Raw genomic sequence first — 23,897 nt, forward strand, 5'->3', positions numbered from 1 at the left:
TGCCTTTCCCTCCCACGCATGGTAATGAAGCTTCACGAATACCAGGCGAAGGATATCTTCGCAGAGGCTGGGATTCCGGTGCCAGAGTCCCGTCTCGCGTCGTCGGTAGAGGAGGTCATGGAGGCGGTCGAGGAGATCGGATACCCCGCCGCCATCAAGGCGCAGGTACACGTCGGTGGGCGTGGCAAGGCCGGTGGCATCAAAATCGCCATGGACGAGGACGAAGCTCGACAGGCCGCGGAGGACATCCTCGGGATGGACCTCAAGGGCTACACGGTCGACCGGGTGCTCGTCGAGGCCGGCGTCGACTTCGAAAACGAACTGTACGTCGGTATCACGATGGACCGCAGCGAGGGCAAGCCCGTCGCGATGGTCTCGACGGAAGGCGGCGTCAACATCGAGGAAGTCGCGGAGGAGACCCCCGAAGCCATCGCCCGCGAGCACATCGACCCCGCGTTCGGCCTGCACCCCTACCAGGCCCGCAAGGTCGTCTTCGAGGCGGGCATCCCCCGCGACGTGGCCTTCGACGTGGCCTCGTTCCTCACGACGCTGTACGACCTCTACGAGTCGAACGACGCCTCGGACATCGAAATCAACCCCGTCATGATTACGTCCGACCGCGACATCGTCGCCGCGGACGCCGTCATGAACATCGACGACGACGCCCTGTTCCGTCACGACGACCTCGCGGCGATGGAAGAGGACGCCTACGAGAACGACCTCGAGGCCAAGGCCGGCGAGTACGGCTTCGACTACGTCCGTCTCTCGGGTAACGTCGGCATCATCGGCAACGGCGCCGGTCTCGTCATGACGACGCTCGACCTCGTGGACTACTTCGGCGGCGAGCCCGCCAACTTCCTCGACATCGGCGGCGGCGCGAAGGCCGAGCGCGTGGCGAACGCGCTGGACATGGTCTTCTCCGACGAGAACGTCGACTCCGTCGTGTTCAACATCTTCGGCGGCATCACCCGCGGCGACGAGGTCGCCAAGGGTATCAACGAGGCGCTGGAGAGCTTCGACGAGATTCCCAAGCCGGTCGTCGTCCGCCTCGCGGGCACGAACGCCGAGGAGGGCATGGAGATTCTGAACACGGACCTCGTACAGGTCGAGGGGACGCTGGAGGACGCCGTCCAGCGTGCCGTCAAGAACGCACAGGAGGTGTCCCAATGAGCATTTTCGTCGACGACGACACGCGAGTGGTTGTACAGGGTATCACGGGTGGCGAAGGCAAGTTCCACACCCGCCAGATGATTGAGTACGGCACGAACGTCGTCGCCGGGACCTCCCCCGGGAAGGGCGGTCAGGACGTCGACGGCATCCCCGTCTACGACACCGTCGAAGAGGCCGTCGACGAGGAAGACGCCAACGCCTCCGTCGTGTTCGTCCCGCCGGCGTTCGCCGGCGACGCCATCTTCGAGGCGCTCGACACGGACCTCGACCTCGTCGTCGCCATCACCGAGGGCGTCCCGACGCAGGACATGGCCAAGGTCAACAAGCGTCTGTCGGAGACCGACACGCGCCTCATCGGCCCCAACTGCCCGGGCATCATCACGCCCGGCGAGGCCAAACTCGGCATCCTCCCCGGCAACATCTTCGAGGAGGGTAACGTCGGTCTCGTCTCCCGCTCCGGTACGCTCACGTACCAGGTCGTCTCGAACCTGACCGAGCGCGGCATCGGCCAGACCACCGCCATCGGCATCGGCGGCGACCCCATCATCGGCACGTCGTTCGTCGACGCCCTCGAGGCGTTCGAGAACGACCCCGACACCCACGCCGTCGTCATGTGCGGCGAAATCGGCGGCGAGGACGAAGAGCAGGCCGCGAAGTACATCGCGGAGAACATGGACACGCCGGTCGCCGGCTTCATCGCGGGCCGCACGGCACCGCCGGGCAAGCGTATGGGTCACGCCGGCGCTATCGTCTCCGGTTCGGGCACGGGCACCGCGGAGTCCAAGATTTCCGCCCTCAACGACGCGGGCGTCCCCGTCGGCGACACGCCCAACGAGGTCGCCGACCACATCGAAGACTTCCTCTAAGCCCGCTCGAACGCGGTTTTCGACTCGCTTCGATTCTTTTTCCCACCTATCGCAACGTCGCGCCGCACAGCCCACAGCGTCCGCCGTCGGCCGCGTTCGGCACGCCGCACTCCCGGCAGACCGCCGTTCGCCGGCGCGATTTCTCCCGTGCGGACCGCAGGAACGTCGTCGGGTCGACCGCCGTCCCGGTCGGCCCGCCGCCCTCGTCGACTCTGTCGAGGACGCGCTCGACGAGGTCGTCCTCGCGCATGGCGTCGAGCAGTCTGACGAACCCGACGAACAGGAGCGACGGCGCGACGATACAGAAGCCCGCCACGAGCAGGCGGAACTCGGTTTCCATGTGGCTTGCTAGCGTTCGACAGACGTATGGTTGACGCTCGTGTCGCCCGCGGGAACTCGCGCGCGCGTCGGCGGTTCGTAGGCCGTCGCCGCCGACTATATTATCTAGATTGATACTCAGGTGCGCGGATTTATGCACCGCATTCCGGTCGGTACGGTAATGGCCGAGAATCTCGTTTTGGAGGCCGAATCACGGCTTCCTGATGCGATTACGGAGAGCTACACGCGGCGGCTGGTCGCCGCGATGCTGCTCGTTTCAGTCCTCGTCGCCGGCGTCGGAGTCGTCCAGTATCAACAGACGGCATCCACGATAGACGAGGACGCCCGCGCCGACCTCCTCACCGAGGCCGAACGCGAGGCCCTGCAGGTGAACACGTGGTTCGACGAGCGGAGCCGCCTCGCGACCATCGTCGCCGACGACCCCTCCGCCGGGAGCACCCTCGACGGGCGGTCCTCGGCGACCCTGACGGCCGCCAAAGAGGACATGCCCGCCGACGTGGCCGCGCTCCACTTCGTCGACACCGAGACGACGACCGTCCTCGGCTCGTCCGAGGAGGGCGCGGTCGGGACGACGCTGTTCGAAAGCGGGTCGCTTCCGCTCCCCGCGAGCGCCGACCTCTCGGACGACGGCGTCGAGCGGACCACCGTCTACGTCGAAGACGGCGTCGCCTACATGGGCTTCGTCGCGCCGCTTCCGTCCATCGAGCCCCGCGCAATCGTCCTCGTCGCCGAGGCGTCCTCGCTCGGGGCCGCGCTCGACGGCAACCACATCGACGGCGGCTTCACCCAACTCGTCACGACCGACGGACGCGTCCTCTACGACGGCGGCGGCGGCCAGTCGAACGTCGCCTACCCCGCCGCCGAGGCGTCCGAACTCGACGCCGCCTTCGCCGGCGCGACGGGCGTCTCCCGCCTCGCACCCGTCGAGGGCTTCGTCTCCTCGCCGCACGTCGTCGCGCACGTCCCCGTCTCCGGCGGCGTGCTCCTCCTGCACGCGCCGGCCAGCAGCGTCTTCGCGCTCTCCCGGAGCGTCGGCCTCCAGATTGCGACGCTCCTCGCGCTTTCGATGCTCGGCTTCGTCGCCTTCGCGCTCATCGTCCGCGGGAACACCGCGCTCCCGCTCGTGGACCTCGCGTCGACCGTCTCCGCGCTCCGCGACGGCGACCTCGACGTGGAACTCGAAACGGACCGCACCGACGAGTTCGGACAGGTCGTCCGCGGCATCGACAACCTCCGGGACGACCTCCGCGACCAGCGGGCCGACGCCCGCGCCTACAGCGAGGCGATGACCCGCGCGGCCGACGGCGACCTCCGCGTCCGCCTCCCGACCGACTCCGAGAGCCGCGATATGGCGACGGTCGCCGCCGCGTACAACGAGATGATGGACGACATCGAACAGACCGTCGGCACGGTCAAGACCTTCGGCGAGGACGTGGCGACGCTCGCCGACCGCGTGGCCGACCGCGCCGACGACGTGTCCGCCGCGAGCGAGGAGGTGTCCGCGTCGGTCCAGCAGATTTCCGAGGGAGCGAGCGAGCAGACCGACAGCCTCGTCGCCGCCGCCGACGAGATAAACCACCTCTCCGCGTCCATCCAGCAGATAGCGTCGTCGGCCGACGAACTCGTCCGGCTCACCGAGGAGGCCGAGGCGCGCTCGCTCGACGGCCAGACCGCCGCCACCGACGCCCTCGACGACATCGACGCCGTGCGCGCCGAGACGGAGGCGACCGTCGACGAGGTCCGCGAACTCGACGACCGCCTCGCCCGAATCGAGGACATCGTCGAGGTCATCACCGACATCGCGGAACAGACCGACATCCTCGCGCTCAACGCGAACATCGAGGCCGCCCGCGCCGGCGAGGCCGGCGAGGGCTTCGCCGTCGTCTCCAACGAGGTCAAACAGCTCGCACAGGAGACCAAGTCCTCGGCGGGCGACATCGAGTCGCTCGTCGCCGAAATCGAGACCCAGCGCGACGCCGTCGTCTCCCGCATCGAACGCATGCGGGCGCAGGTCGAAGAGAGCGCGACCTCGGTCGACGAGGCGCTTTCGTCTTTCGACGGTATCGTCGAGCGCGTCGAGGAGACGACCGCGAGCGTCCACGAGATTTCGGACGCGACGGGCAGTCAGGCCGACTCCTCCCAGGAGGTGCTGTCGATGACCGACGAAATCGCGGGCATCTCCGAGGAGACCGCCGCCGAGGCCGAGAACGTCTCCGCGACCGCGGAAGAACAGAGCGCCGCGCTCGTCGACGTCAACGGGGACGTGCGCGAGCTCTCGTCGCACGTGAGCCACCTCGACGACCTCCTCGACGCCTTCGAGGTCGACGACGGGGGCGAGGTCTCGGCGACTATCGACGACGTGCTCGGCGACGCGGCCGCCGGGTCCGGCGCGAGCACCGACCCGACCCAGTCGCGCGCTGAATCCACCCCCCAACCCGAGCGAGAACCCTCGCCCGCGGACGACTGACATGCGCGTCGACGACATCATGACCGAGGAGGTGGCGACCGTCGGACTGGGGTCGAGCGTCGCCGACTGCGCGCGAACCATGCTCCGCGAGGGCGCGGGAAGCGTCGTCGTGATGGCCGACGGCGGCCCCGCGGGCATCGTCACCGAGTCGGACGCGCTCCGCGCCGGCGTGGCGAGCGGCAAGCCCCTCGCCGCGGTCCCGGCCCGCGCGGTCATGTCGAACCCAATCAAGTGGGTTCGACCGGACTCGACCACGCGCGTTGCCGCCGAGAAGATGCGCGACCAACGGGTGAAGAAACTCGTCGTCGTTGACGGCGCGGAGATGGTCGGCATCGTGACCGCGACGGACATCGCCTTCCACCTCTCGGACGTGGCCCGCGGCGTCGGCCAGATGATAGAACTCAAGGACAAGTGGGAGTCGGACCGCCGGTTCCGCTGACCGCCGCCTCGACGCATCGACACGTCGACTGCTACCAGTTGACTGATTCTCGGCGAAGCGTTGATAACGACGTCTCGCTTCTAGTCTCGACGAGTGTACGACCGTCTCGCGTCGATTCGTCCCCGCGTCCGGTCCGGCCTCGAACGAGCGTTCGCGGCGGACCACACCCCTCACGAGGTCGCCGCCAGCTTCGCGTTCGGCGTCTTCTTCGTGGCCATGCCGACCGCAGGGACCGCCCTCGCGCTGTTCGCCCTCATCGCCTACTTCGTCGAGCGGGCGAGCCGACTCGCGCTCGTCGCCACGCTCGTCGTCTTCAACCCGCCCGTCAAGTGGGCGGTCTACGGCGCGAGCTTCTGGCTCGGTTCGCACCTGCTCGGCCCGGTTCCGGGGGCGTCCGTCGCCGACGTGTCGCTCAGCGCCGGTCTCGACATCCTCCTCCGACAGCTCCTCGGCAACACGATTCTCGCCGTCGCTCTCGCCGTCGTCGGCTACGCGGTGACGCTCCAACTGGCGCGCCTGCACCACCGACGACAGCGGTCGGAGACGCCGACGCGCGGCGCGGACGCCCGGAACGACGACGCCCGGTCCGACGTGTCGTCGTGACGCTACCGCTGTGACCGTTCTTCTCTGCCTTCTTCGAACGCCCGGAGCGACTGGATGAGTTTGTAGCCGAGGTAGACGACCGCAAGCGGGATGAGGAGCAACAGCGCCAAGATGACGAGTTCGGGACCGCCGGGGATTTGCAGGAGGGTCATGGGCGGGATTCGCGGGCGGAAGACATAGTGGTTGGGTGGTGCGGGAGACTGTCTGTTCGGTTGGGTGGAGCGAGAGACTGTATCAGGAGACACGCTCGCTTCGCTCGCGTGAACCTCACTCGCAACGCTTCGCGACTCACGGCTTCGCCGTTCGTCTTACTGCGACACTACGTGTCGCACGTTGCTCGCTGGTTCAAATCTGCCCGCGACACGATTGCACGCGACTCGCGGCACCGAGCACACGCTACGCGGTGCTCGGGAGGCAATTCGTCGCGAGAAAGTAGTGGGTTGGGGCAGATTTGAACTGCCGGCCTCCTCCATGTCAAGGAGGTGTCATAACCAGACTAGACCACCAACCCGGTGTGTTGCGAACATCGCCGAACGCCGAAACGCGGGAAGAGGAGTGGGTTGGGGCAGATTTGAACTGCCGGCCTCCTCCATGTCAAGGAGGTGTCATAACCAGACTAGACCACCAACCCGGTTACGGTGCTTCCCGCGCCCGTTCGGACGCATCTCTCCGTTGTCCGGGGTTACAATTTAAGCTTTCGAATCGGACTACGTGCGGCGATTCGGGTCACAGCGCGTTCCCACCGTTCGAGGCGGGCGATTCGCTCCGAGCGCCGACCGTCGGAGCCGGCGATTTTCGCCAGCCCGACACGCTTAAGCCGATGTACTGATTTGTACATCATAACCCGAAGAAGTACATCGGTGATTACCAATGCAGGATTATATCGAACGTGTGACCGGCGGTGCGGACCTGACTGTCGAGGAGGCGCGCGACGCCGCGCGGGCGGTCTTCGAGGACGCGACCGAGGCGCAAATCGGCGCGCTCCTCGCCGCGCTCCGGGCGAAAGGCGAGACCGAGGCCGAAATCGCGGGCTTCGCGCAGGGGATGCGCGACGCCGCGTTGACCATCGAGCCCGACCGCGGCCCGCTCGTCGACACCTGCGGCACCGGCGGCGACGACTACAACACCATCAACGTCTCGACCACGAGCGCGCTCGTCGCGGCCGGCGCGGGCGCGGCGGTGGCCAAGCACGGCAACTACTCCGTCTCTTCGTCTTCTGGGAGCGCCGACGTGCTGGAGGTCGCCGGCGTGAACGTCGAGGCCGAACCCGAGTCCGTCGAGGCGTGCATCGAGGACAACGGCGTCGGCTTCATGCTCGCGCCCGTGTTCCACCCCGCGATGAAGGCCGTCATCGGCCCGCGGAAGGAACTCGGCATGCGGACCATCTTCAACGTCCTCGGCCCGCTGACGAACCCCGCCGGGGCCGACGCGCAGGTCCTCGGCGTCTACGACTCCGACCTCGTCCCCGTCATCGCCGAGTCGCTGTCGCACATGCCCGTCGAGCGCGCCCTCGTCGTCCACGGCTCCGGCATGGACGAAATCGCCCTCCACGACGCGACGACGGTCGCCGAAATCGACGGCGATGAGATTACGGAGTACACGCTCACGCCCGCCGACCTCGGCCTCGAACAGGCCCCCATCGAGGCGGTCGCCGGCGGCACTCCGCAGGAGAACGCCGCCGACCTCGAAGGTATCCTCACCGGCGACGTGACCGGTCCCAAGCGCGACCTCATCCTCGCCAACGCCGGCGCGGCCGTCTACGTCGCCGACCTCGCGGACTCCCTGGAGGAGGGCGTCGAGGTCGCCCGCGACGCCATCGAGTCCGGCGCCGCGAAGGCCAAGCTCGACGCGCTCCGGGAGGCGTGAGATGACCCGCGTCAAAGTGTGCGGCGTCACCGACGAAGCCGACCTCGGAGCGGTCGACGCGGCCGGTGCCGACGCGGTCGGTGCCATCTGCGACGTGCCCGTGGACACGCCCCGCGAGATTTCCCGCGAGCGCGCCCGCGAGCTGTTCGCCGCCGCGCCGCCGTTCCTCACGACCGTCCTCGTGACGATGCCCGACTCCATCGACCACGCCCGCGACCTCGCCCGCGAGGTCCAACCCGATGTACTCCAACTCCACGGCGACTTCGCGGCCGACGACCTCGACTCGCTCCGCGCGACGGGCGTCGGCGTCGTCCCCGTCGTCGACGCGACCGACCTCGACCGCGCACGCGCTCTCGCGCCCGTCGTTGACGCTATCCTCGTCGACACGCCCTCCGCGTCCGGCGCGGGCGGCACCGGCGAGACCCACGACTGGGACGCCTCGCGCGAACTCGTCGAGGCGGTCGACGTGCCCGTGGTTCTCGCGGGCGGCCTGACCCCCGACAACGTCGCCGAGGCGGTTCGGACGGTCGAGCCCTACGGCGTCGACGTCGCGAGCGGCGTCGAGGCCTCCGGCGGCGTCAAGGACCACGACGCGGTCCGCGCGTTCGTCGCCGCGGCGAAGGCGGCCCGCGGAGCGTCCGAGGGTCACGAGGAGGTCGTCGCGTGACGACTCCCGACACCGACCGCGACGAGTTCGTCGAGCTCGTCGGCGACGCGGACGAACCGGTCGTGACGCACCTCGTCGCCGACCTCGACGTGTCTGTGGACCCGCTGGCCGCGTACACGACGCTCGCCGACCGCAGCGACTACGGCTTCCTCCTGGAGAGCGCCGAGAAGGTCTCCTCCAGCAACCCGCAGGGCGCGTTCTCCGCGCCCGCGACGGTCGCCGATTCCCACGCGCGCTTCTCGTTCGTCGGCTACGACCCCGAGGCGGTCGTGACGGTCGGCCCCGACGGCGTCGACGTGACCGACCTCGGCGGTCCCGCCGCCGAGTTCGTCGGCGCGGGCGACGGCGACGTACTCGACTCCCTGCGCGGCGCGCTCCCCGACCTCCCGCGCGTCAACTTCCCCGAGACGGACCGCCAGACGCTCACCGGCGGTTTGGTCGGCTTCCTCGCCTACGAGGCCGTCTACGACCTCTGGCTCGACGAGGTCGGCCGCGAGCGCCCCGATACCGACGACCCGGACGCCGAGTTCGTCCTCACCACCCGGACGCTCTCGTTCGACCACCGCGAGGACGCCGTCCGCCTCGTCTGTACCCCCGTCGTCTCGCCCGACGACGACCCCGGCGACGTCTACGACGGCGTCGTCGCCGAGGCCGAACGCGTCGCCGAGAAGCTCCGGGCGGCTGACGACCCCTCACCCGGCGGCTTCGAGCGGACCGGCGAGGAGGCCGGTTCGCGCGAGGACTACGAGGCCGCGGTCAGGAAGACGAAAGAACACGTCCGCGACGGCGACATCTATCAGGGCGTCATCTCGCGCACCCGGAAGCTCCACGGACAGGTCGACCCGGTCGGCCTGTACGCCTCGCTGCGCGAGGTGAACCCCTCGCCGTACATGTACCTGCTCCGGCACGGCGACCGGCGCGTCGTCGGCGCGAGCCCCGAGACGCTCGTCTCGGTCAGGGGCGACCGCGTCGTCGTCAACCCCATCGCGGGGACGTGCCAGCGCGGCTCCGGGCCGGTCGAGGACCGCCGCCTCGCCGGCGAACTCCTCGCGGACGGAAAGGAGCGCGCAGAGCACACGATGCTCGTCGACCTCGGCCGCAACGACGTGCGCCGGGTCTCGACGCCCGGCAGCGTCCGCGTCGAGGACTTCATGAGCATCATCAAGTACAGCCACGTCCAGCACATCGAATCGACCGTCTCGGGGACGCTCGACCCCGACTCGGACGCCTTCGATGCCACGCGCGCGACGTTCCCGGCGGGAACGCTCACCGGCGCGCCGAAGGTCCGGGCGATGGAGATTATCGACGACCTCGAAGACGAGCCCCGCGGCGTCTACGGCGGCGGCGTCGGCTACTACTCGTGGACCGGCGACGCCGACATGGCTATCGTCATCCGGACCGCGACGGTCGAGTCCGACGGCTCGGAAGACACCATCACCGTCCGCGCGGGAGCCGGCATCGTCGCCGACTCCGACCCGACCGCGGAGTACGAGGAGACCGAACAGAAGATGGGCGGGGTGCTCGACGCCGTCCGCCGCATCGAGTACGGGACCGAGGAGGTGTCGCAATGACGGCGATTCGACTCGTCGTCGTCGACAACTTCGATTCGTTCACGTACAACCTCGTGGAGTACTTCTCCGAGCAGACCGTCGAGGGCGAACCGCTCGACATCGAGGTGCGCAAGAACACCGCGTCGCTCGACGAGATTCGCGACCTGAACCCCGACGCCATCGTCATCTCGCCGGGGCCGGGTCATCCGAAGAACGACCGCGACGTGGGCGTGACGAACGACGTGCTCACGGAGCTTTCGACCGAGATTCCGACCCTCGGCGTCTGTCTCGGCCTCGAAGCCGCGGTGTACGCCTACGGCGGGACCATCGGCCACGCGCCGGAGCCGATTCACGGCAAGGCGTTCCCCGTCGACCACGACGGCGAGGGCGTCTTCGCCGGCCTCGAAGACGGTTTCCCGGCCGGCCGCTACCACTCACTCGTCGCCACCGAGGTTCCCGACTGCTTCGACGTCTCGGCGACGACCGACCACGACGGCGAGGCGCTCGTGATGGGCGTCCGCCACCGCGAGTTCCCCATCGAGTGCGTCCAGTTCCACCCGGAAAGCGTGCTCACGGGGTCGGGACACGGCGTCGTCAGAAACTTCCTCACGGCGGTCGCCGGCTTCGACGTGGCCTGAATCGGGCCAGACACGCCGAGGCGCGGTCGCGGTTTTTGCCGTTCTCTTCGCCCGATGGCCGTGCAGCCACCTCAGAGGACGTTGATGCCGAAGAACGAGAGCAGCAGCAGCGCCCCGACGACGATGGCGGCGATGGTGACCAGTCGCCACGCGACTTTGAGGAACAGTCGCCCGACGAGGATGACGACGGCGACGGCCACGAGCACCACGAGCATCTGACCGAGCGGCCCGGAGAGCAGGCCGCCGAGCTGTAACGGTGTGAGCGCGAGGGGAGTCAGTACCATACCCCGATATGACACCCGTAGAGCGGATAAGCTTGTGGGCGGTCTCGTCTCGCGGTTCCGGTGCGATTCCGCCGTCGAAACGACCGATTTCGGCACCCCTGAGCGGTTGGGTGATTTGAACATACGAATTCTGATATTTATCTGCATGTCGACTGTCCGATCTCCCTTTATATCCTCTCCGGTGATGCGGCACTGTTCACCATGTGACCGATTCAGACGGCTCGTCTCCCCCCTCACGTTCTACTGGATATCACCGTTACGTCTGTCGATTTTCTCCGCCGAGATTTCACTTCCGCTCCGCTCTAACTACGGTTATGTGGCTTCCGTCCGTTCTATGAATCCGTGCACTTCGGACCCGGTCGTCGGCCGCCGACGTAATTGCACTAATTATGATACGTTCGGCGGTCGAACCTCCGAGTTCGAAGCCCTTAACCAACCACGCAACACACACCAATATCGTCACCAATGAGCGGAATTTCCGGACACTATCGACGCGACCTCGCCCGAACGCGGCTCGGGCGGGAGGGACAGTAAGATGAGCGACGCGAACCTCTCGACGGACGAACTCGTACTTCCGGTCAAGCGGACCGAAGGCGAGACCCTCGAAGAGCGGATGACGGGCAACGCCTACAACAACATTCTCCCCGCCCGTTACCTCCGCAAGGACGCCGACGGCGACCTCGTCGAGACGCAGGAGGACCTGTTCCCCCGCGTCGCGAAGAACATCGCGCTCGCCGAGGCCGTCTTCGAGGCCGAACAGCGCGACATCGAAATCACGGTCACTCCCGACCTCATCAAGCCGGACCACCCGCGCCGCGACGAACTCGCCGAGGAGGTCTTCGGCAAGGGCGTCACGGCCGACGACGACGAGGCCGAGACGACGCTTTCGGTCTACAACGTCAACAAGTTCGCCTACGAAACCCTCGTCCCCGAACTTCCGGAGGGCGTCCGCGAGGTCGTCGTCGAGAAGCGCGAGACGTTCGAAGAGATGATGGGACAGCTCTCGTTCATGCCGAACTCGCCGACGCTGATGAACGCCGGCGACGAGCTTCAGCAGCTTTCGGCCTGTTTCGTCGACTCGCCCGGCGACGACATCACGGACATCCACCAGACGGCCAAGGAGGCCGCCGAGGTGTTCCAGTCCGGCGGCGGCATGGGCTACGCCTTCTGGAAGCTCCGCCCCTACGGCGACGCGGTCGGTTCGACCGGCGGCATCGCCTCCGGCCCCATCACGTTCATGCGGACGTTCGACCAGATGTGCGAGACCATCGCGCAGGGCGGCGCGCGCCGCGGCGCGCAGATGGGCGTCATGCGCGTCAGCCACCCCGACGTCATCCAGTTCCTCCACGCGAAGAACAAGGACGTCTCGCTCGCGCACACGCTCCGCCTGAACGACCCCGACGACTTCACCCACACCAAGTTCGTCGACGCGCTCGACGAGGCGCGCGAACTCATCGACGAGGACGGTCGCGTCCCCAAGCACCTCCGTAACGCCGTCGAAGGCCATCTCTCGAACTTCAACATCTCGGTCGGTATCACCGACGGCTTCATGGAGGCGCTGTACAACGACGAGGAGTTCGTCTTCACGAACCCCCGCACCGAAGAGCCGCACGTCGCCACGCCCCAGACGAAGGAAATCTACGACATGTTCGGTCTCGGCGAGCACGTCGAGGTCGGTGAGGTCCTCTCGGTCCCCGCGAAGAAACTCTGGGACCAGATTATCGAGGGCGCGTGGGAGAACGGCGAACCCGGCGTCGTCTACCTCGAGCGCGCAAACAAGCAGCACTCCTTCGACGTCGAGAAACATCCCGACCACCGCATCCTCGCGACCAACCCCTGCGGCGAACAGCCGCTCGAGGAGTACGAGGCGTGTAACCTCGGCCACATCAACCTCTCGACGCTCGTCGCGGAGGACTCGCCCGACTGGCGCGTCTGGTACGACGCCCACGGCGACGAGTACGACTCGCTTGAGGCCGCGACGGACGCCTTCCTGGAAGACGCCGTCGACTGGGAGGAGTTCGACCACCGCATCGACAACGGCACGCGCTTCCTCGAAAACGTCGTCACGATGTCGGACTTCCCGGTCGAGAAGATCGAGGAGAAGGTCCGCGAACTCCGTAAAATCGGGCTCGGCATCATGGGGCTCGCCCAGATGTACATCCAGCTCGGCGTCCGCTACGGCTCCGACGAGGGCAACGAAATCGCCCAACAGCTCATGACCCACATCAACCACGGGTCCAAGCGGGCGTCCCACGAACTCGCCGAAGAACGCGGCCCGTTCGAGGCGTGGGAGGACTCGAAGTACGCGAACCCGACCGAGTACCGCGAGTGGTTCGAACACCACACCGGCGAGTCCGCCGACGACTGGGAAGACGGCTACCCCATCCGCAACCACAACACGACGACCATCGCCCCGACGGGTACCACGTCGATGGTGTCGAACACCACCGGCGGCTGTGAGCCCATCTACAACGTCGCCTACTACAAGAACGTCTCCGACGACGTGCAGGGCGACGAGATGCTCGTCGAGTTCGACGACTACTTCCTCCGCGTGCTGGAGGCCAACGACATCGACGTCGAGGCCGTCAAGCGCGAGGCCCAAGAGCAGATGGCCAGCAACGAGTTCGACGGCGTCTCCTCGCTGTCGACCGTCCCGGACGCCATCTCCGAGCTGTTCGTCGTGACCTCCGACCTCGCGGGTATCGAGCACGCGGGCGTCCAGTGCGCCCTCCAGAGCGGCGTCGACTCCGCCATCTCGAAGACCTGTAACTTCCCGAACAGCGCGTCGAAGGAGGACATGGACGAGGTCTACCGCTACATCTACGACCACGGCGGCAAGGGCGTCACCGTCTACCGCGACGGCACCCGCTCGAAGCAGGTGCTCACCACGCGCGCGAAGAACACCGAGTTCTCCGACGACGAGGAGGCCGCAGAGGCCATCGTCTCGCAGATTCGCGACGTGTTCGGCGACGTGGAGGCGTTCCTCGAATCCGAGGAGGTCTCGGACCTCATCGGCAGCGAACTCGAACTCGCCTTCGCCGATTCGCCGAGCGACGTCGGCAAGAAGCGCCCCCGTCCGGACGTGCTGTACGGCGTCACCCAGCGCATCGACACCGGCTACGGGAAGCTCTACGTCAACATCAACGAGGACGAACACGGCGAGCCGTTCGAGCTGTTCGCCAACATCGGTAACTCCGGCGGCTTCACCGCGTCCTTCACCGAGGCGCTCGCCAAGACCGTCTCCACGTCGCTCCGCTCGGGCGTCGACCCCGAGGAGATCGCGAACGAACTGAAGGGTATCCGGAGCCCGAAGGTCGCCTGGGACAAAGGCGAGCAGATTAACTCCATCCCGGACGCCATCGGCACCGCGATGCGCCGGTATCTCGACGGCGACATCGACAAGGGCTACCCGCAACAGCAGAACCTGACCGAGGTCGAAGCCGAGGCCGCCGCGACCGAGGACGCGGACACCGACGGCGGCGTCGCCGTCGACGACGGCCCCGGTGGCAGTTCCGACGCCGTTGCGGACCTGCTCGCCGCGGGCGAGAGCCCCGAGTGTCCCGAGTGCGGCGAGATGGACCTCTACTACTCCGAAGGCTGTAAGACCTGCCAGAACTGCGGCTGGTCCGAGTGCTGAACGCGAGACGGTAACTCGCCGCCGTCGCCGTCTCGTCCGTCACTCGATTTCCGCTCTTTTCTTTTGCGCTCCTCGACCCCACGAGTCTGCACTGTCCAGTCTCGTTGGCGTGTTCGACGCGAAGGTGTCGTCGAGGCCGGCGGGAGAGACACGCCAATCGTGGACTCTATCGCTCGCACAGTACCCTCATCTCTCGGGGACAGCCATCGCTCCCTCCGTCCCTCCGGATGGACCGCCCGTCGACAGCGGGAGAGATGTGGTGAGATAGAGTGAGATAGAGTGCGACTGTGGAGCCCGCGCTCGTATCGCTCCGGTGACCCGACGCTGTTCGAGACGAGATGTATCGACCGACGAGACGAGAGACGCAGTCACTCGACCGTTCCCTCGACTGCGTAGTACGGCACGTCGTGAACTGCGAGCGCGTCGGCCCACGTAGTCGGTCACGACTGCCATCGGTCTCGGCTCACTCACGGCGGTCGACCGGCCGCCACCCGGTGCAATTCGTTCTCCGCACGTCGCCGACGGAACGCGAAGACCGGCCTTCGACGAACCCAAACCACGCACAGCGACTGGGAAGGACAAGAACCACCTCGGTACGACCGTGCGTCTCGGTTCTGTACGTCGTCTGGTCGTCAAGCGGAGTCGTCGCCACTAGCTTTAGCTTTCTACCTTCGAGGGCTGCACGTCGCGACGTTACTCGCCGTTTGAGTGCGTGACGACTGTCGACGCGAGTGCTGCGGCTGTCGGGTCAGCGTCGAAAGAAAGGAAAAACGCCGGGAAGGGTCCCGGTGGTTAGCTATCGTTAGTTGTCGCGGCGGACCGCGAGGAGCGCAGCGGCGACGAGCGCGACGAGGGCGACAACGACACCGAAGCCGGGCGTCTGGGACGACGTGGTGGTCGTCTCGTCAGCCGTCGTGGTGGCGGCGGTGGTCGTCGTAGCCGCAGTCGTGGTCGTCGTGTCTGCGGTCGTCGTGGTGTCAGCCGTCGTCGTGGTGTCCTCAGCCGTCGTGGTGGAGGTTTCCACGGACTCGACGACGTTGCCGTCGACTTCCTCGTCGGACGCGACGCCACCGTCAGCCGTCACGGTGAACGTGTCGCCGACGCTCTGCTCGGAGAAGTCGAAGCTACCGGAGAACGAGCCGTCTGCCTGGACGTAGACCGTAGCGGTCTTCAGGAAGCGCGGCTGCGTGTCACCGTCGGACTCAACGCGGAGCGTGAGTTCCGTACCGGGCGCGACGTTCGAGGAGCCAGAGATCATCTGGTCCGCAGCGTTCGTCACGTTGACCGGGTCAGCGTCGAACGTGTGTTCGGCTTCGACGTGCTCGTAGGAGTCAGTCTGCGACGAGTTGTCGTCAACGAGCGCAAGGTTGGAGGAAGAGACCTCGTCTTCCTCGATCATCTTGAACTGGACGTTGAACGAGTCGTCGTCGTCGACGTCGACAGCGTTACCGGAGGTCTTCTCAGAGGACTGGAGAACACCGTCGTCGTTCTCGTCGCGGTACGCGTCAATTTCGTCCGAGTCGAACACGACGAAGTACGTGTCGTTGTCGCCGTCTGCGACAACAGAGGCGTTAGCGACGTCGAGGATCTTCGGGTCGCGGTTCGGGTCGGGGTTCGTCTGGTTGATCGTCAGACGGTAGGAGTCGTCGTAACCGTTGCCGGTCGCGAAGAAGTTAGGCGTCTCGTCGTCCTGGGCACCCGTCGTGCCCTCGAGACCGGAGGCCTCGATCTGGACGACAACCTGGTCTTCGAACGCGATCTGGCTGTCTTCAGTGATGTTGCCGTTCTCGAGCGCCTCGGAGACCTCGTCGAGGTCCGTCAGCGACTCGCCGGCCGGAGCGGTCCACGTGCGGACCGCGGAGACGCCGCCTTCCTCGAGGACGAGGGTCGCGACGTTCTCGCTGTCAGAGACTGCGCTGCCCGTGCGGACTTCGAGGTCGTAGTCGCCAGCGTCGATGAGGTTGCTGGTCGCGAGGCCGACTTGGGCCACGCCGTCGTTACCAGACAGGACGTCATCGTCGCCGTCTTCGACGTCGAAGACGCTGCTCGGGTTGTTGTTACCGCTGGAGGTGGACTTCGAGGAGTCCCAGAGGAGGATGACTTCGCCGTCGTCGTTACCGTCTTCGACGGTGACGTTAGCGGCGTAGCCCTGTTCGAAGCTACCGATGGAGACCGTTGCGGTGTCAGTGTTCTCGACGGTCACCGGGATGGCGACAACGTCGCCGCGCTGCTCGGTGATGACGGACTCGCCGAAGTCGGCGGAGCCCTCACCGGCGTCTTCCACGGTGATGGTGTCGGATTCGACGGAGACACCGGAGGCCGTGTCGGTCACTTCGACCGTGTAGTCGCCAGTGTCGAGGTCGAGTTCGCTCGCGTTGAACTCGAAGTCGTATTCACCCTGACCGTTGAGGTCGACAGTCATGCTCCCGTCGTCGACTTCGTCGCCGTCGTCGTCGAGGAGAGCGATCTTGACGTTCTCGCGGTCGGAGTTCGCGTTAACCGTACCTTCGATGAGGTCCTCGTCGGTGACGTTCAGGTCGTCGATGGAGACCTCGAGACCGAGGTCACGGACCTGAATCTTCTCGTCGAGGGTGCTACCGATGGTGACGTTGTAGCGCTGGAGTTCGCGGTTGGACGTATCGAACGTGTAGACCGCGGAGGTCGAGCCGGTCGAACCGGAGCGGAAGAAGCTCTCGACGTCGTCCTGACTGTCGTCAGATTCGACTTCGACAGTCGTGCCGAGGTTACCGTTCGTCGCTGCAACGGTCTCGCCCTTGTAGGCGTCGGTGACGGAGACAGAGTTGTCGTCCGTGACCGTGACCGTCGCGACGGTGACCGTCGAGTTGTAGTCGTCGTCGAGACCCTCTTCGAGTTCAGTATTGTCGAGGTCCTCAACGCCTTCGAGGTTCACGACGATATCGCCCGTCGCAAGGTCGTCCGTAGCGACGACGACCTGACCGGGGTTGGGCTGACGAACGTCGTTAACGAAGGACGACGGAACCGGGGCGTCGTCCTGGTAGAGCTGAAGGTTGCTCTGGACGTTCTGAACTTGCTTGTTGAACGAGAGCTCGAGCACGGTGTCGCCGCTCGCGTTGCGGTAGTGAACAGCCGAGATGAGCTCAGGCTCATCGTCACTGCTGATGGTAACAGAGTTACCCTGAACGTCAGCAGCCGACGGGTCGGACTCGTTGGTCACGACACCGACGGTGTACGAGCCAGCAACCACACTGCTGGCGTCGAGCGTCTCGTTAAGCTCGGTGTCCCCACCGAGCGAGCTGTTAGACGTGGACAGTTCACCGGAGTCGAACTGGCCGTTTCCGTTCGTGTCGAGATAGGCCGTTGCGTTGTTTTCGAATCCACTGAGCGTCGCGTTCACGTACACTGTGTCGTCGGACACAGTACCGGAAACGTTGGACGCATCAGCAGCAGCACTACCCGTAAACGCGATGGACCCGGCGAAAACCGAGAAGACCATCAGCGCAGCGAGGAGTACCGCGCGGATTTGCTTATTGCGTGTCATTGTTGATGGTGTTGCAGTCGGGGACATCGTTTTCATCGACCCTCGGACGGAACCAAGCCGGGCAGAACCCGGGCCGAGGCGAGGTACTCACAGATGCCTCCGTGGGCAGGGGTACAGTTTGCTCTGTTGACCGTTCGCGGTAAATACTTTGTGTGATTGAATGGTCTCTGAAACGTTACCAATCGTGTCACACAGGCCTCGAAACCCGATTCTTCCCCACAAAGCATATGTACGTCTGTTGAAAATATATCTAGCGCGTGCGCACGCCACCTTGGGTAGGAACGGCGTCCCCGGTTCGCCGGGGGCGTACTCGTTCTCGATAACTAATCGTCGAGCCCCGGCTGTCGAAGCTCGACGTCGGCACTTCGCACAGATTTGGATGGCGACCGCGACCACAGGTGCACGTCCCTCGCGTGTACATTGGCGCTCCACGCGTACGTGCGAGAAACACATATCCTTCTGTCGTCGTTTATCATCGCCAGACGACAGCCACACCGAGTAGTGAAAAAGAACGACCGAGAACGTGTCAGAGATTCTTTAAACCGATTCGACGACGGAGTACCATCGCCCCCTTAAACGACATATAAACACTATATTAATGCCCGAATTGTTCGGAGAAACCATCCATTAATCTGGCACGTACATTTAAGTTACCCCGGAGATACGAGTCGGTTGGACACACCGCGACGGGTGCCGGGCAGGGATGACGGTTGCGCAGCGATGAACGCGTGCGCACCGGCGTCTTCGGCGAGCGATACCGTCCCGGGTGTCGGACACAACGCATGCAACTCAAACATCTCTTCACGGAAGACCGTGCAGTCAGTCCTGTCATCGGGGTTATCCTGATGGTGGCAATTACAGTCATCCTCGCGGCCGTTATTGGTACCTTCGTTCTCGGTCTCGGCGACCAAGTGAGCGAGACGTCCCCGCAGGCGAGTTTCGCATTTGATTACGACGGCACTGAATTGACCATCACGCATGAGAGTGGTGAGCAGATCAACGGTGATCTCGTCACCATCACGGGCGACGTGAACGTTTCGTCTCCGAACAACAAGTGGTCTGACCTCGGTTCAGGGACAATCTCCGCCGGTGAGTCGGTCGTCATCCAAAGTTCTAGCGACGACGCATTCACGCAGGATGAGACCGTTCGCGTCGTCTGGACCTCCGAGAGTGGGAGTACGTCGTCCACCCTTCAGAAGTGGACCTACAACGGATAGATGAACTTCAAGCAACTCCTCGCTGAGGACGACGCGGTCTCACCGGTTATCGGCGTTATCCTCATGGTCGCGATTACCGTCATCCTCGCGGCCGTCATCGGAACGTTCGTCCTCGGTCTCGGCGACCAAGTCGGCGATACGGCCCCACAGGCCAGTTTTAGCTTCGACTATCAGGATGCATCCGGGAGCAATCCGGACAACCTAACGGTGACTCACGACAGCGGTACTTCGATAGATAGCGAGAACATCAACCTGACCGCGTCTACGAACTTCGACTTCATCACGTCTGGAACGCCGGACGGAACAGAAATGAACAGCTCGAAGTCCTTCGCAGACATGGGCGTCTCTGACGACGTGACTGCGGGAACGTCCGTCCAAGTCGGAAACAGCACCTTCGACAGCGCAACGTTCCGCATCGTCTGGACCTCCGAGAGTGGCAGTAACTCCGCCACGCTCCAGAAGTGGTCCGGTCCCGACGCCTAAACGCGACACAACCTTCGCGGCAACGTTTTCTTCGGACCGACTGACTGCGCAGCGTTGCGGCTGGCACGACCACGGAACGCGTCGCTACCACGGCTGCGGCGAACGAAACGTGCTCTCACGAGAAAAGACGGTTTTAGTCGGTACGACGGGCGAGTGCCGGACTCAGACCGGACGGCCGCCCTCGGACGTGCCGACCAGCCACGTCCCGAGCGTGAGCGCGCCGGCACCGACGGCGAGCGCGTAGGACATCACCTGTGCGGCGTTCGGCAGCATTCCCGGCAGCATCGCGAGCGTCCCGACGATCATCAGCGCCATCCCGATGACGGCTTGCTTCGAACTGAGCAGTCCCATGTCCGTCTCTCCGGAAGCGTCCGATATGGAACTTGCGCTTTTGCTTCGCCGGTTACTCGTAGTCTCGCTCCCCGGCGGGGACGACTACGTCGAGCCAGTTCTCCTCGGGGGGAAGCGGACACTCGAAGGTGTCGGTGAACGCGCAAAACGGGTTGTACGCGAGGTTGAAGTCCACGACGACTTCGTCCAACTCGTCGAGGGGCGCGTCGGGCGTGAGTTCCATGTAGCGACCGCCGTTGTAGGTCTGCTGACCCGTCGTCTTGTCGCGGAAGGGGACGAACAGCGTCGGCGAGTCGTCGTGTTCCTGACGATACGCGCCGAGGGTCAGTTCGGCGTCGCGGAGTTCGAAGTGGAACGTGGCGACGCGGAGATACCGGACCTCGCCGTCGGTCGAGGTGTCCATCGTCACCGGCTCGGGGTCGTCGTGCGTCTCGACCGACGCGGTCACCCGGTAGTCGGGGTCGGGGTCGAAGTAGTCGAGGCCGTCGAAGTCGTCCCGTTCTTCCGGCGGAATCGGCGACTGGGGATGCGACCCGAAGAAGTCGTCTTTCTCCTCGCGTTTCGCCCGGAGTTCGGAGACGTAGGCGTCGGCGTCGAACGCGTCGTCGGTCATACGCGACGGTACCCACCGGCGACACCTACACCTGACGGTTCGAAGGCGCGTTCGAACTCGTTACGCGGACAGGTGGCGCTTGGCGGTCGAGATGCGTTTGAACTGCTCGTTCGTGAGCTCGATGTCCGCGGCCACGACGTTCTCGCCGAGCTGGTCGACGGTTCGTGCCCCGATAATCGGCGCGGTGACCTGCGGGTGGTGCATGAGCCACGCGAGGCTGACCTGTGCGGGCGACGCGCCGACCGCCTCGGCGACCCCCTCGATAACCTCGAGCGCGTCGAAGTTCGACGGCGTGAGGTAGGAGTCGGCGAACCGCTGGTCGTTCGCCGCGCGAGAGTCCGCAGGCGGGCGCTCGTCGCGGGCGTATTTGCCCGTGAGAAAGCCGCCAGCCAGCGGCGACCACGGCACGACGCCGATGTCGTAGTCGGCGCACATGTCGAGGTAGTTCCCCTCTATCTCGCAGTTGACGGCGTTGTACCGCGGTTGGGCGAGTTTAAACGGCTCGTAGCCGCGCTTGTCGGCGAGTTCGTTCGCCTTGACGACCTTCCAGGCGTTGGGTTCGAGCGTCGAGGTGCCGAGGTAGTTCACCTTCCCGTCGCGGACGAACCCGTCGAGCGTCCGCATGAACTCCTCGACCGGCGTCTCGTCGTCCCACCGGTGGATGTACAGCAGGTCGACGTAGTCGGTGCCGAGCCGGTCGAGGATGCGGTCCATCTGACGGCGGAGGTGTTTCCGGTTGAGCCCGCGGCCGTTGGCGTCTTCCCGCGTGGGCCAGAAAACCTTGGACGCGACGACGAAGTCCTCGCGGTCGCGCGCTTCGAGCCACTCGCCGATGTACGTCTCGCTCGCGCCGTCGCCGTACATGTCGGCGGTGTCGATGAAGTTCCCGCCGGCGGCGGCGTAAGCGTCGAGCAACTCGTGGGCGCGGTCGCGGCCGACCTCGACCTCGCCGTCGTCGGCCTGTCGACCGAACCGCCACGTCCCGAACGCGAGTTCGGAGACCGTCGTTCCGGTCCGTCCTAGTGGAACCATCGCGAGCGACATACCGAACCCGAAGACCGGAGCGCCGTAAAGCCACTCGATTCCCGATGGTCGAAGATGAGAAACCTGAGGCCGTGGCAGGTCGGCGCATCGAGCGTCTGAGGAGCGGGCGAGAACCTCGATGGAGGCGCGTGGCGAGCGCTCGCGAGGTCGAGAAACGGAGAGCGGTAGGTGGAAAGCGAGAGGTGGAAAGCGGGAAGTGGAGGGAGAACACCGCGTCTGTTTGATTCGCCGTGTCAGGCAACGCACGCACGATTACGGACAGGCGTGTCGGCGCGACCGGGTGACTACGACCGGGCGTAGTTGTGCCCGAGCACGAGCGCGAGCGCGTTGAGCGCGAGAAGCGCTCCGAAGACGGTGAACTCGCTCGCTTCGAGGCCGCCGAAGAGCAGGGGCACATACAGGAACGGGAGGGCGACCGCGGCCCAGAAGCCGACGAACCGAAGCGGTGCGGCGACGAGTTCGAAGCCGAGGCGGAGCGGTTGTTCTTCCGTTACGACCTCCCGGAGTTGGGAGAGGCGTTCGCGGGGGACCGTGGATGGGGAGTTCGACATTGGTTGGGGGGCACCTACGAGCACAACATGGAGTGGAGGGGTCATAATTACGTGCGAGAATTCCGTTCGTTTCATACTCGTTTACTTGAGAGTATTCGGTAAACGTGAAATTTCACGGGCCGACGAGCGGCGTTCTAATACTTCACAAACGCCGCTAACTCTTTTATTCACACAACAGTCAAGCGTTCTTGAACAGTCGTCGAATCCTGAATTTCCACGGTTCGACCGAGCGGACTCGGTCCTCGGTGCGCTCGGTGGCCCCCGTGTGGACCGTCGGGCGGGCGACGCTTCGACCGGCATCGTCCCGCAGGGAGCAGGGATTTAGCCCGCCGGCGCGACTGTCGATGCGATGCCAGACCTCAATCGCGTCGCAAAGCGCATGTACAACATCCACCCGAACGCCATGCACCTCACCGTCGGCGAGGAGATAGACGGCACGTTCACGCTGGAGAGCGCGGAGTTCTTCCAGACGGAGTTTCAGGCCGAGGGCCGACGCGACGGCGACGACGCGGTCTACCGGTTCGCGACGACCGAGGACAACGACGCTGTCGTCGTCGGTCAACAGCGACCCGGTGAAAACGGGTGGAGGATGGTCGGCGAAGTGGACTCGGTCGAGCGGGCGGACGCGTAGCCGCGCTTTTCAGTCGGTCGCGCGGACGCCGTCGCCGAACCGATAGCGGAGTTCGCGCCGAATCGCCCCGCGCTTCAGGAGGAGGAACCCGAGGAAGATGAGCGCGAACCCGCCGACCGTCGACGGGGTCGGAACTTCGCTCAGGAACGCCCACCCCGAAAGCGCCGCGAAGACGGGCGCGACGTACGAGACGAGGTTGATTTCGATGGGGCCGAGGCGGTCGAGCAGGTCGAAGTAGATGAGGAAGCCGAGCGCGCTCGCCGCGAGCGAGAGGTACCCGAGCGCGGCGACGGACTGGCCGTTGAAGACGACCGAGCCGAGACGCTCGCCGAGTGCGACGGACGCGACGTGCATCAGTCCCGCCCCGAGGAGCATCGACCACGCCTCCATCGTCTCGATGGACAGCTCGGAGTCGACCCGGCGGGTCAGCACCGACCCGAGGGCGAAGGCGGCGGCCGCGCCGAAGATGAGGAGCTTCGCGACCGTGCCGCCGGCGAGGAGGTTGCTCGGGTCGAGCCCCGAGAGCACCGCGACGCCGACGAGGCCGAGGAGGAGGCCGACGACGCCGAGCGCGGTGAGCCGCTCGCTCGGGAGCAAGAGCCGCGCGAATCCAGTGGTGAGCACCGGGCTGAGACTCACGATGACCGCGGCGGCGGCGCTCGTCACGCCCGGGTCGGTCTCGCCGATGAACAAGAGCGCGTGGTAGGCGGCGATGAGGAAGACCGCGCCGATGGCGACTTCCGTCCACTCGGCCCTGCCGCGCGGAAGCGGCGAGTCGGTGGCGTACAGCGCGTAGGCGAGCATCACCACCCCCGCCACGTCGTACCGGAGAGCGGCGAAAAGCACCGGCGGAAAGAACTCGAGTCCGGCTTTGATAGCCATGAACGCGGACCCCCAGACGGCGGCGAGGACGACGAACAGACCGAGGTTTCGGTACCGTGTCACAGCGATGGTGCGCCCG

22 protein-coding genes and 2 tRNA genes are annotated in these 23,897 nt (G+C 65.5%); 13 read left to right on the forward strand and 11 right to left on the reverse strand.

The genetic code is table 11. From position 1 onward, the window contains the following. Positions 1–24 precede the first annotated feature (24 nt). Both sucC and sucD read left to right on the forward strand, forming a co-directional pair. Positions 25–1,170, forward strand: coding sequence for an ADP-forming succinate--CoA ligase subunit beta (gene sucC / locus C5C07_RS11410; RefSeq protein ID WP_004975119.1), 1,146 nt, complete (start codon positions 25–27; stop codon positions 1,168–1,170). Further along, positions 1,167–2,036, forward strand: a complete 870-nt coding sequence (gene sucD / locus C5C07_RS11415; RefSeq protein WP_004975121.1) for a succinate--CoA ligase subunit alpha — start codon at positions 1,167–1,169, stop codon at positions 2,034–2,036. Before sucC ends, sucD begins: the two co-directional genes overlap by 4 nt. Positions 2,037–2,082: 46 nt before the next feature. Here the strand turns inward: sucD and C5C07_RS11420 are convergent, their stop codons facing one another. Continuing rightward, the gene (locus C5C07_RS11420; protein WP_004975123.1) at positions 2,083–2,376 is read right to left on the reverse strand and encodes a hypothetical protein; all 294 of its coding nucleotides are present in this window, start codon (positions 2,374–2,376) and stop codon (positions 2,083–2,085) included. A gap of 159 nt (positions 2,377–2,535) precedes the next feature. On the opposite strand from C5C07_RS11420, the gene C5C07_RS11425 reads away from it, so the two are divergent. From C5C07_RS11425 to C5C07_RS11435, 3 genes are all read left to right on the forward strand, one after another. Further along, the gene (locus C5C07_RS11425) at positions 2,536–4,842 is read left to right on the forward strand and encodes a methyl-accepting chemotaxis protein (protein ID WP_115805098.1); all 2,307 of its coding nucleotides are present in this window, start codon (positions 2,536–2,538) and stop codon (positions 4,840–4,842) included. Between the two features lies 1 nt (position 4,843). Next, entirely contained in the window at positions 4,844–5,281 is a 438-nt protein-coding gene (locus C5C07_RS11430; RefSeq protein WP_004975127.1) for a CBS domain-containing protein, read from the forward strand. A 93-nt stretch (positions 5,282–5,374) separates the two neighbouring features. Beyond that, on the forward strand, positions 5,375–5,884 hold the full coding sequence (locus tag C5C07_RS11435) for a DUF2062 domain-containing protein (RefSeq protein ID WP_004975128.1): 510 nt from the start codon (positions 5,375–5,377) through the stop codon (positions 5,882–5,884). Positions 5,885–5,886: 2 nt separating this feature from the next. On the opposite strand, the gene C5C07_RS21690 is transcribed toward C5C07_RS11435, so the two are convergent. The 3 genes from C5C07_RS21690 to C5C07_RS11445 form a co-directional block, all read right to left on the reverse strand. Beyond that, positions 5,887–6,036 carry a hypothetical protein gene (locus C5C07_RS21690; protein ID WP_004975129.1) on the reverse strand — a complete coding sequence of 50 codons (150 nt, stop codon included), beginning with the start codon at positions 6,034–6,036 and terminating at the stop codon, positions 5,887–5,889. Between the two features lie 284 nt (positions 6,037–6,320). Further along, positions 6,321–6,395 (reverse strand) — tRNA-Val (locus tag C5C07_RS11440). 45 nt (positions 6,396–6,440) lie between these two features. Further along, positions 6,441–6,515 (reverse strand) — tRNA-Val (locus tag C5C07_RS11445). 239 nt (positions 6,516–6,754) lie between these two features. Here C5C07_RS11445 and trpD point away from each other — a divergent pair. The 4 genes from trpD to trpG are packed head-to-tail and all read left to right on the forward strand — an operon-like array spanning position 6,755 to position 10,605. Further along, positions 6,755–7,750 (forward strand): anthranilate phosphoribosyltransferase, encoded by a 996-nt coding sequence (gene trpD, locus C5C07_RS11450; protein WP_049905078.1) that lies wholly within the window; start codon positions 6,755–6,757, stop codon positions 7,748–7,750. Position 7,751: 1 nt separating this feature from the next. Then, positions 7,752–8,417 carry a phosphoribosylanthranilate isomerase gene (gene trpF, locus C5C07_RS11455; RefSeq protein WP_115805099.1) on the forward strand — a complete coding sequence of 222 codons (666 nt, stop codon included), beginning with the start codon at positions 7,752–7,754 and terminating at the stop codon, positions 8,415–8,417. Beyond that, a complete protein-coding gene (gene trpE / locus C5C07_RS11460) occupies positions 8,414–9,988 on the forward strand; it encodes an anthranilate synthase component I (RefSeq protein WP_004975137.1) in 1,575 nt (524 codons plus the stop codon). Before trpF ends, trpE begins: the two co-directional genes overlap by 4 nt. Further along, complete coding sequence (gene trpG / locus C5C07_RS11465) at positions 9,985–10,605, forward strand: anthranilate synthase component II (RefSeq protein WP_050459627.1); 621 nt, start codon at positions 9,985–9,987, stop codon at positions 10,603–10,605. The genes trpE and trpG overlap by 4 nt, the downstream gene beginning before the upstream one ends. A gap of 71 nt (positions 10,606–10,676) precedes the next feature. On the opposite strand, the gene C5C07_RS11470 is transcribed toward trpG, so the two are convergent. Continuing rightward, a complete protein-coding gene (locus C5C07_RS11470; protein ID WP_004975139.1) occupies positions 10,677–10,889 on the reverse strand; it encodes a hypothetical protein in 213 nt (70 codons plus the stop codon). Positions 10,890–11,424: 535 nt separating this feature from the next. Between C5C07_RS11470 and C5C07_RS11475 the strand changes: the two genes are divergently transcribed. After that, a complete protein-coding gene (locus tag C5C07_RS11475; protein ID WP_115805100.1) occupies positions 11,425–14,526 on the forward strand; it encodes an adenosylcobalamin-dependent ribonucleoside-diphosphate reductase in 3,102 nt (1,033 codons plus the stop codon). Positions 14,527–15,328: 802 nt separating this feature from the next. Here the strand turns inward: C5C07_RS11475 and C5C07_RS11480 are convergent. After that, positions 15,329–18,082, reverse strand: a complete 2,754-nt coding sequence (locus C5C07_RS11480; protein WP_342764749.1) for a BGTF surface domain-containing protein — start codon at positions 18,080–18,082, stop codon at positions 15,329–15,331. A gap of 746 nt (positions 18,083–18,828) precedes the next feature. Here C5C07_RS11480 and C5C07_RS11485 point away from each other — a divergent pair. Then, positions 18,829–19,263, forward strand: a complete 435-nt coding sequence (locus C5C07_RS11485; protein WP_115805102.1) for a type IV pilin — start codon at positions 18,829–18,831, stop codon at positions 19,261–19,263. After that, complete coding sequence (locus C5C07_RS11490; RefSeq protein WP_115805103.1) at positions 19,264–19,746, forward strand: type IV pilin; 483 nt, start codon at positions 19,264–19,266, stop codon at positions 19,744–19,746. A 162-nt stretch (positions 19,747–19,908) separates the two neighbouring features. On the opposite strand, the gene C5C07_RS11495 is transcribed toward C5C07_RS11490, so the two are convergent. The 4 genes from C5C07_RS11495 to C5C07_RS11510 all read right to left on the reverse strand — a co-directional run bounded on the left by C5C07_RS11495 (position 19,909) and on the right by C5C07_RS11510 (position 22,305). Further along, the gene (locus C5C07_RS11495; RefSeq protein ID WP_004975161.1) at positions 19,909–20,097 is read right to left on the reverse strand and encodes a hypothetical protein; all 189 of its coding nucleotides are present in this window, start codon (positions 20,095–20,097) and stop codon (positions 19,909–19,911) included. Positions 20,098–20,149: 52 nt separating this feature from the next. Beyond that, on the reverse strand, positions 20,150–20,710 hold the full coding sequence (locus C5C07_RS11500) for a DUF1684 domain-containing protein (RefSeq protein ID WP_004975163.1): 561 nt from the start codon (positions 20,708–20,710) through the stop codon (positions 20,150–20,152). A gap of 60 nt (positions 20,711–20,770) precedes the next feature. Then, a complete protein-coding gene (locus tag C5C07_RS11505; RefSeq protein ID WP_115805104.1) occupies positions 20,771–21,754 on the reverse strand; it encodes an aldo/keto reductase in 984 nt (327 codons plus the stop codon). A 284-nt stretch (positions 21,755–22,038) separates the two neighbouring features. Then, on the reverse strand, positions 22,039–22,305 hold the full coding sequence (locus C5C07_RS11510) for a hypothetical protein (protein WP_004975169.1): 267 nt from the start codon (positions 22,303–22,305) through the stop codon (positions 22,039–22,041). 349 nt (positions 22,306–22,654) lie between these two features. Here C5C07_RS11510 and C5C07_RS11515 point away from each other — a divergent pair, with 349 nt between their 5' ends. Further along, positions 22,655–22,936: a hypothetical protein gene (locus tag C5C07_RS11515; protein WP_004975172.1), complete on the forward strand. Its 282-nt coding sequence runs from the start codon at positions 22,655–22,657 to the stop codon at positions 22,934–22,936. A 9-nt stretch (positions 22,937–22,945) separates the two neighbouring features. On the opposite strand, the gene C5C07_RS11520 is transcribed toward C5C07_RS11515, so the two are convergent. Then, complete coding sequence (locus C5C07_RS11520) at positions 22,946–23,881, reverse strand: DMT family transporter (protein ID WP_115805105.1); 936 nt, start codon at positions 23,879–23,881, stop codon at positions 22,946–22,948. Positions 23,882–23,897: the final 16 nt, after the last annotated feature.

It is taken from the genome of Haloferax sp. Atlit-4N, from assembly GCF_003383025.1.
Taxonomy (GTDB): domain Archaea; phylum Halobacteriota; class Halobacteria; order Halobacteriales; family Haloferacaceae; genus Haloferax; species Haloferax gibbonsii.

Coding starts and splice junctions, on each gene's coding strand:
- sucC (WP_004975119.1), top strand. CDS start 25: ATGAAGCTTCACGAATACCAGGCGAAGGATATCTTCGCAGAGGCTGGG.
- sucD (WP_004975121.1), top strand. CDS start 1,167: ATGAGCATTTTCGTCGACGACGACACGCGAGTGGTTGTACAGGGTATC.
- C5C07_RS11420 (WP_004975123.1), bottom strand. CDS start 2,376: ATGGAAACCGAGTTCCGCCTGCTCGTGGCGGGCTTCTGTATCGTCGCG.
- C5C07_RS11425 (WP_115805098.1), top strand. CDS start 2,536: ATGGCCGAGAATCTCGTTTTGGAGGCCGAATCACGGCTTCCTGATGCG.
- C5C07_RS11430 (WP_004975127.1), top strand. CDS start 4,844: ATGCGCGTCGACGACATCATGACCGAGGAGGTGGCGACCGTCGGACTG.
- C5C07_RS21690 (WP_004975129.1), bottom strand. CDS start 6,036: ATGACCCTCCTGCAAATCCCCGGCGGTCCCGAACTCGTCATCTTGGCG.
- trpD (WP_049905078.1), top strand. CDS start 6,755: ATGCAGGATTATATCGAACGTGTGACCGGCGGTGCGGACCTGACTGTC.
- trpF (WP_115805099.1), top strand. CDS start 7,752: ATGACCCGCGTCAAAGTGTGCGGCGTCACCGACGAAGCCGACCTCGGA.
- trpG (WP_050459627.1), top strand. CDS start 9,985: ATGACGGCGATTCGACTCGTCGTCGTCGACAACTTCGATTCGTTCACG.
- C5C07_RS11470 (WP_004975139.1), bottom strand. CDS start 10,889: ATGGTACTGACTCCCCTCGCGCTCACACCGTTACAGCTCGGCGGCCTG.
- C5C07_RS11475 (WP_115805100.1), top strand. CDS start 11,425: ATGAGCGACGCGAACCTCTCGACGGACGAACTCGTACTTCCGGTCAAG.
- C5C07_RS11480 (WP_342764749.1), bottom strand. CDS start 18,082: ATGAAAACGATGTCCCCGACTGCAACACCATCAACAATGACACGCAAT.
- C5C07_RS11485 (WP_115805102.1), top strand. CDS start 18,829: ATGCAACTCAAACATCTCTTCACGGAAGACCGTGCAGTCAGTCCTGTC.
- C5C07_RS11490 (WP_115805103.1), top strand. CDS start 19,264: ATGAACTTCAAGCAACTCCTCGCTGAGGACGACGCGGTCTCACCGGTT.
- C5C07_RS11495 (WP_004975161.1), bottom strand. CDS start 20,097: ATGGGACTGCTCAGTTCGAAGCAAGCCGTCATCGGGATGGCGCTGATG.
- C5C07_RS11500 (WP_004975163.1), bottom strand. CDS start 20,710: ATGACCGACGACGCGTTCGACGCCGACGCCTACGTCTCCGAACTCCGG.
- C5C07_RS11505 (WP_115805104.1), bottom strand. CDS start 21,754: ATGTCGCTCGCGATGGTTCCACTAGGACGGACCGGAACGACGGTCTCC.
- C5C07_RS11510 (WP_004975169.1), bottom strand. CDS start 22,305: ATGTCGAACTCCCCATCCACGGTCCCCCGCGAACGCCTCTCCCAACTC.
- C5C07_RS11515 (WP_004975172.1), top strand. CDS start 22,655: ATGCCAGACCTCAATCGCGTCGCAAAGCGCATGTACAACATCCACCCG.